General features: G+C 41.6%; 4 protein-coding genes and 2 pseudogenes. 4 read left to right on the forward strand and 2 right to left on the reverse strand.

Annotation, left to right across the window (positions count from 1 at the left end):
- The first annotated feature begins 201 nt into the window (after window positions 1-201).
- A complete protein-coding gene (locus tag CXF60_RS01340) occupies window positions 202-1,899 on the forward strand; it encodes an ATPase (protein ID WP_102090467.1) in 1,698 nt (565 codons plus the stop codon).
- A gap of 568 nt (window positions 1,900-2,467) precedes the next feature.
- Window positions 2,468-4,075: an inorganic phosphate transporter gene (locus tag CXF60_RS01345; RefSeq protein ID WP_102090468.1), complete on the forward strand. Its 1,608-nt coding sequence runs from the start codon at window positions 2,468-2,470 to the stop codon at window positions 4,073-4,075.
- Between the two features lie 288 nt (window positions 4,076-4,363).
- On the opposite strand, the pseudogene CXF60_RS01350 reads toward CXF60_RS01345, so the two are convergent.
- Both CXF60_RS01350 and CXF60_RS14700 read right to left on the reverse strand, forming a co-directional pair.
- Window positions 4,364-5,728: pseudogene (locus tag CXF60_RS01350) on the reverse strand (aminotransferase class I/II-fold pyridoxal phosphate-dependent enzyme); the annotation flags it as partial.
- Window positions 5,729-5,781: 53 nt separating this feature from the next.
- Window positions 5,782-6,016: pseudogene (locus CXF60_RS14700) on the reverse strand (helix-turn-helix domain-containing protein); the annotation flags it as partial.
- Window positions 6,017-6,460: 444 nt separating this feature from the next.
- On the opposite strand from CXF60_RS14700, the gene msrB reads away from it, so the two are divergent.
- Both msrB and CXF60_RS01360 read left to right on the forward strand, forming a co-directional pair.
- Complete coding sequence (msrB, locus tag CXF60_RS01355; RefSeq protein ID WP_057760931.1) at window positions 6,461-6,886, forward strand: peptide-methionine (R)-S-oxide reductase MsrB; 426 nt, start codon at window positions 6,461-6,463, stop codon at window positions 6,884-6,886.
- Window positions 6,887-7,023: 137 nt separating this feature from the next.
- Window positions 7,024-7,509 (forward strand): glutathione peroxidase, encoded by a 486-nt coding sequence (locus tag CXF60_RS01360; protein ID WP_102090470.1) that lies wholly within the window; start codon window positions 7,024-7,026, stop codon window positions 7,507-7,509.
- Window positions 7,510-7,669: the final 160 nt, after the last annotated feature.

The raw sequence follows: 7,669 nt of genomic DNA on the forward strand, positions 1-7,669 counted from the left end.
TCACCTTAAAAGAAAATAATTAAGAATACAAATATCAATCTGTTACACAGCAATATTATTTACTCGATTGGCGCAGTGCTATGATTAAATGAGATGAAAATGAGCGATGAGATCAAAATATTGAGAATTGTCCTATTAATAGCTATCCCATAAGTCACTCAACGGTAAAGCAGCCCAATAACAATAATAGCGAGTGTAATCATGTCTAAAAAAAATGATACTACTGAACCAAAAGCACCACAAGCGGTAAGTACACAATTTAGTGAGCAAGTTGTGGAGCAGCGTCTAAAGCCCAATCCTTTGAGTCAGTTTTCACTGGATGAGGATTCGCTTAGATTAGCACTGGTGACAGCTCAGTATGCTTTAAAAGCCACTCGCCAGCAAACGCCGCCGACCCTCAATAAGCCAACAGGTTTGTTAGTACTAGTTAATGGGATGGAGCAGGCAGGTAAAGGTACAGCCGTTAAACAGTTACGGCAATGGGTAGATCCAAGGCTGCTTAAAGTTGAGGCAACCATTGGTCATTCGCCATTGAACTATCAACCTATTTGGCAAGCACATACTAGCGCCATGCCGCGTCATGGTGACGTCATGGTGTATTTCGGCAACTGGTATGCTGATTTATTATACAACGTCATGCGACTAGCGACATCAGAGAGTGAAAACCTTGAAGCATTATCAAATGATAAAGGTCAAACAGATAAAAATCCGCTTCCTATCGCTCGGTGGCAAGACTATCTACAGCAGCAATTGGACACGCTAAAAGCATTTGAAAAGGATCTCATTGCCAATCAAACCAAATTATTAAAATGCTGGTTTCATGTTGATATTGAAACGTTGCACAGTCGCTTAAAGGATGATGAGGCAGATCCGCAGTTTCTGTATCAAATTGACTGGAATAATAAGCAAGTCATCGAGAAGTTTAATGAGGTGGCTGCGACCTTGCTGCGTCAACAGGATGATTGGGTCATCATTGATGGTGACGATAAGTTAGAGGCCGCTGATAACTTTTGTCACTTGGTGCTACACGCTATGCAAACCGCGCTGGCGAGTAGTCAGACAGATACCAATGATAATGGCAATGGCAAGGAAACTTCAAAAAACCATTCCCAGTCCGAAAAACTGGAACTTAACTCAGATACTAAACAAAAACAGTTTGAACCTGCACCGATACCTAAGCAACTGACGTCTATTAAAGATAAAAAAATCAGTAAGTCCGACTATCGTGAGGCGTTGGCGGAGAAGCAAGCAAGGCTCGCTGAATTGTTACGCGCATGCCAAGGTCGGCATGTTGTGTTTGCCTTTGAAGGGATGGACGCTGCGGGAAAGGGCGGTGCGATCAAAAGATTGGTCGCACCGCTAGATCCTCGCGAGTATCAAATCTATAATATTGGCGCGCCGATGCTGTATGAGACTCAGCATCCTTACTTGTGGCGATTCTGGACGAGATTGCCTGACGAGCAAACCAATCGTATTAGCCGTATCGCTATTTTCGATCGTACTTGGTATGGGCGCGTGTTGGTTGAACGTATCGAAGGATTTGCGTCTCCTAATGAATGGCAACGAGCATATGATGAAATTAATCGTTTCGAGGCAGATTTGGCAGCAGCAGGAACGTTGGTTATCAAATATTGGTTAGCGATTGATAAAAAAGAGCAGCTTAAACGGTTTGAAGATCGTCAAGAAACACCGCATAAGCAATTTAAACTGACAGATGATGACTGGCGTAACCGTGATAAATGGTCAGACTATGTGCAGTCTGCAGCAGATATGTTGGCACGCACGGATACAACGACAGCGCCATGGTGTGTTATTGCGACCAATGAAAAACGTCAAGCGCGTTTAGATGTGTTAGATCATGCTGTTGAGCAGTTGTCGGCAATCACCAAAAGCAAGTAGTTGTTAGAAATGCCTAAAGTTTAAGGGCTCTTATAGGTTTATATAGCTGTATTTTTCAAGTATTTCCTAAGTAGGATGGCTCGAAACATATTCGAGTTATCCTGTCTTTTACAGAGTGTGGTCTTGTCCGTATACACTAGCAGTTACAAATCTCGCAATATCATCATGCATTATGTGCTCATATTTAATATAATAGAGCGCAAAACAGCTTCTGCTAAATAATAGTTTTAATTTAGCAATCAACGTGTTTTAGTTATTTAGTATAGATAACTTAATAATTACGACAAAAATTGTTACAATAGCTGTTAGTAGTACCACAAATATCATTAAGAAATATATAAGCCGCAAGATGCTGTAATCAGACGATTTGGCAATATCACTTGCGGCTTTGTGACATGTTGAGGGATGTATTTTCCCTTTCGCTCTAGTCGGTTTAAGACCTTCTAATCGCATGTTGTATATTTTATATATGCTACTTCATTAGATGCCGTAACAAGTACTGTGAGTAGCAGCGCAATATTATCAACCTCATATAATTTTAATCAGCTTACGCAGGACGTACTAACGTATGGGTATTAGCAGCAGTTCTACAGAGTCAGTCAAGCCAGTTGGCTCTATGAGAATAAATCTATTTTTTGCCATTTTACTGATTGCGATGACTTCCTACTTTTTGTGGTGGGGTTTAGATTACACCATGCGTCAGCAAACGACGCTATTCATCGTGGCGACCGCTTTTGGTGTCTTTATGGCATTCAATATCGGTGGTAACGATGTCGCCAACTCCTTTGGTACTTCGGTGGGTGCAGGGACGTTGACTATCCCGCAAGCATTGGGTATTGCCGCGATATTTGAAGTATCGGGAGCAGTCCTTGCAGGCGGAGAGGTTACTGATACGATTCGAAGCGGCATCGTCGATCTAGATGGTCTATCAGTGACGCCCAATCAGTTCATTTATGTCATGCTCTCCGCATTGGTTGCAGCAGCATTTTGGCTGTTATTTGCAACCAAAAAAGGTTTGCCTGTTTCGACCACTCACTCCATTATTGGCGGTGTGATTGGTAGCTCCATTGTTTTAGGTATCACGTTAGGTGGTACGGACATGGCGCTATCAACGGTAGACTGGGGAACGGTTGGAACCATCGCTATTTCTTGGGTATTGTCGCCGCTACTAGGTGGCGTGTTGTCTTATCTTTTATATGGACAAATCAAGAAAAACATCATTGAATATAATGATAAAACCGAAGCTTATATTGCGACGCTAAAAGGCAATAAAAAGGTCTTAAAGCAAAACCATAAAGAGTTTTTGGATGGTTTGACAGAGTCTGAGCAATTGGCCTATACGTCAGCGATGTTACGTGATCAGGAAATCTATAAAGATGACGATTGTGTCGTTGAAGACCTAGAAACTGATTACTACAAAAAGCTTTATGATATTGAGAATGAGCGCAGTAGCCTTGATACTCTAAAAGCACTTAAGCAATGGGTACCTATCATTGCTGCCGCAGGTGGTGCGGTGATGACTTCTCTAGTCGTCTTTAAAGGTCTAAAAAATGTTAATAGCGGCCTGACCACACTGCAGGGCTTCTTGATTATGGGTATGATAGCGGCGTTAGTATGGTTAGCGACCTATATCTATACCAAGAGTATCCGCGGTAAGCACAAAGAAGATTTGACCAAAGCGACGTTCATTATGTTTAGCTGGATGCAGGTCTTTACCGCGTCAGCTTTTGCCTTTAGTCATGGTTCAAACGATATCGCCAATGCGGTTGGTCCTTTTGCCGCCATTATGGATGTGATTCGTACTAATAGTATCGCTACTGAAGCTGCCGTGCCACCTGCTGTCATGCTGACTTTTGGTGTAGCATTAATCGTTGGTCTTTGGTTCATTGGTAAAGAAGTAATTCAAACCGTTGGTACCAATCTAGCGAAAATGCATCCAGCCTCAGGCTTCTCAGCTGAGTTAGCTGCTGCTGCTGTTGTGATGGGCGCATCGACGATGGGTCTGCCTGTATCAAGTACTCACACGCTAGTAGGTGCGGTACTGGGTATCGGTATCGTCAACAGAGATACGAACTGGAAGCTTATGAAGCCGATTGGTTTGGCTTGGATTGTGACGCTGCCTGCAGCGGCTACTATGTCAGCCATCAGTTATCTCGTATTGAGCAACATATTTTAATGCGCTGTTTTTATCAGTGAATTGTCATAATTGAGTTTTAATAACTAGGGCGTGTCTTCATTTCAAAAATGGTGGTAAAAATGAGATAAATTGCCGTCAAACAAGAAAAATAGCGCAGATAATATCGGGATATTAACCAGCTATTTGACGATGTTTGGCAAGATTTAGCCATTTTTAGCCCATTTAGATGACTATCGGGTGAATTTAAGACACGCCCTAGGTTCAACGCAATAAAAAACGCTTATCAGCATTATGCCGATAAGCGTTTTTTTAATGATGTATGAAGATTTACTCGGTACCAAATTGCTTACGTTTCTTCGCAAAAAATCTGTCCAATCTATCCATCGCATTTTCTAGGTCAAGTAAGTTAGGTAAGAACACCAGACGGAAATGGTCGGGTCTATCCCAGTTAAACCCAGTACCTTGAACCATCAATACGTTTTCTTCAACGAGCAAGTCCATCATAAAGTCCATATCATCGGTGATAGGGTAAACTTCTGGATCCATTTTTGGAAAACAGTAAAACGCGCCTTGAGGCATGGTACAAGAAATACCTTTAATAGCATTTAGACGTGAGACTGCCATCTCACGTTGCTTATACAGCCGACCCTTTTCAGAAGTCAGGTCTTGCATGCTCTGATGCCCACCCATCGCTGTTTGAATGGCATACTGTCCCTGCACGTTAGAACAAAGGCGCATGGATGCTAGCATATCTAAGCCTTCAATAAAGTCAGCTGCGTGCTGTTTGCGGCCTGATACCATCATCCAACCTGAGCGAAAACCTGCAATACGATGTGACTTCGACAAGCCATTGTAAGAGAGTACTAGCACGTCGTCAGTTAAGGTGCTCATCGGCGTATGTACATTATCGTCATAGAGAATACGGTCGTAAATTTCATCAGCCATGATGATTAAATCATGCTCTTTAGCAACTTCGATGATTTGCTTTAATAGCTCATCACTATAAAGGGAGCCTGTCGGGTTATTTGGGTTAATAACCACGATGCCCTTTGTTTTACTCGTGATTTTAGACTTAATGTCTTCAATATCAGGGTGCCAGTTGTCTTCTTCATTACAGCGATAGTGCACAGCAGTACCGCCAGCGAGATTGGCTGCTGCTGTCCAAAGCGGGTAGTCTGGCATTGGAATTAGGACTTCATCACCGTCATTCATCAACGCCTGCATGGTCATGACAATAAGCTCAGAAACCCCATTGCCCAAATATACGTCACGTACGTCAACGGCCGACAGCAATCCCTTTGATTGATAATATTGCAAAATGGCTTTGCGCGCTGAGAAAATCCCTTGCGAGTCTGAATAGCCAGTTGCCTCAGATAAGTTCATAGCGACATCACGCAAAATCTCATGCGGGGCTTCTAAACCAAAAGGTGCTGGATTGCCTACGTTTAGTTTTAATATGCGTTTGCCTTCTGCTTCCATCTTATTCGCAGTCTGCAATAGAGGACCACGAATGTCATAGCAAACGTTTTGTAATTTATCAGATTTTTTTATGGTGTTCATAGCATGACCGTTTTTCGGGTTGGTTGTCGAATTGGTTTTTGATTTTTTACTAGCGGAATAAGGTGTCGTCGATTGAGCATCAGTTATTTTAATATCTGACTGGGTGTGGGAAATCGTATCTATCTTTTGATGTTCACTGCGCTCTACAGATGATGTCGACTCGTCTGCATCAATAGCTTCATTGTTGAGGTCGCCGCGCAACAGATATCCTTCACTACAGCCCAAAATACGCGCAAGTGTAGGCAGCTTGGATGAGACAATGCCATTGGTACCGCGCTCCCAGTTTGAGATAGCACCACGGCTCACTTTTGCACCAGCGGCTGTCATGGCTTGCGCTAGCTGCTCAGCAGTAAATCCTTTGTCACGGCGCAACTGTACCAGTCGTTCCGCTTGCGTACCTTTGCCATTGTCGTCAGACATTGTTATATGAGCCTTTATCAATCAGTAAATATTCAGTGTAGAGATATATTAAACATTTTAGTTAAGCACTAATGCAAGATATTATTGCATTGATAGTTAATTTGCAAATGATTTTACAATCGGTTCAATTAGGTATTGCAAGTATATCTTGCAATTAGCATTTGGTTTATTTCTCTATATCTCTATATCTCTTATATAGAGCATAAAATGTATAGGTATTAAAATTACATCTTTACCCATCATTATCCAAAATTAATTTGCTATATTTAACTCAGTCAATCTCTTCAATCATGCTATCTATCTCACAATATAGAGAGTACTTTTCTTATATATGCCTTGAATAGTGTGCCGATAACCAACAGATAGAGCACGTCGTTCTCATAATCATATGGCGATAAAATAGTTACCGAGATTAGATAATAAATACTCGAACAAGGATAAATTATGCAAGACAATCAATTAAGCAAAGAAGAGATCAGCCAGTTGACTGAAGCTGACTGGAAAGAGCGTTTAACCGCTGATGAATATCATATTATGCGTGAGAAGGGCACTGAGCGTCCATTTACAGGTGTATATAATGATGCGACCGACGATGGCGTTTACCGTTGTAAAGGCTGCGGTGCAAGCTTATTTGACTCAAGCAATAAATTTGATGCGAGCTGTGGCTGGCCAAGTTTTGATCAAGGTATTGATAACAGTGCGATTGAAGAGCACGTCGATAACTCGCTAGGCATGACTCGCACCGAAGTCACTTGCAGCAACTGCGGCGCACATTTGGGCCATGTATTCCCTGATGGTCCTACCGAGACAACAGGCATGCGCTATTGCATCAACTCAGTATCTATCGATTTAGATAAGTCTGAGAAGTAAGTAGGCTAAGTAGTATTAGAAACGTGAAAGGGAAGTACACGGTGCTTCCTTTTCAATAGTTTTATTATGTGTATGATAGAAAAAGAAGTAGTGCATAAACACCCAAAACAATAAAACTCTCAATTTAAGGATAAATGATGAGTACAATTTACGATTTTACGGCTGAGCGCATGGATGGTAGCTCGCAAGCATTTTCAGATTACCAAGATAAAGTATTATTAATCGTCAATACCGCAAGCAAATGTGGATTTACGCCGCAGTTTGAAGGGTTAGAGTCGCTATATCAGCAGTATAAAGATCAAGGACTGGTGGTTATCGGTTTTCCTTGTAATCAATTTGGTAGCCAAGACCCAGGTAGCAATGACGAGATTGGTGCGTTTTGCCAAAAGAACTATGGTGTCAGCTTTCCAATGATGGCAAAGACTGATGTCAATGGCGCAGATGCTCATCCTGTCTATGAATGGCTCAAAGAACAAAAGGGTGGCGTACTGACAGATGGTATCAAGTGGAATTTCACCAAGTTCCTAGTCGATAGTAAAGGTCAGGTAATTGACCGTTATGCACCAACGACCAAGCCAGAAGCCATCAAAAACGACATAGAGCAAGCGCTAGCTAATAAATAAGCATGAAGTCTAAAGATATTGAATATTTCTAAAAATATAAAATCAATAAAAACAAATGCTTGCTGGATATCCTAATAAAAATTGAAAAAATATCTAAAAAAGTGGTAAATACTGTTTGACACCCAACAGTAAATCTATATAATACACACCCACAGCAGCA

Origin of the sequence: Psychrobacter sp. 4Bb, assembly GCF_002836735.1 — a bacterium.
Taxonomy (GTDB): domain Bacteria; phylum Pseudomonadota; class Gammaproteobacteria; order Pseudomonadales; family Moraxellaceae; genus Psychrobacter.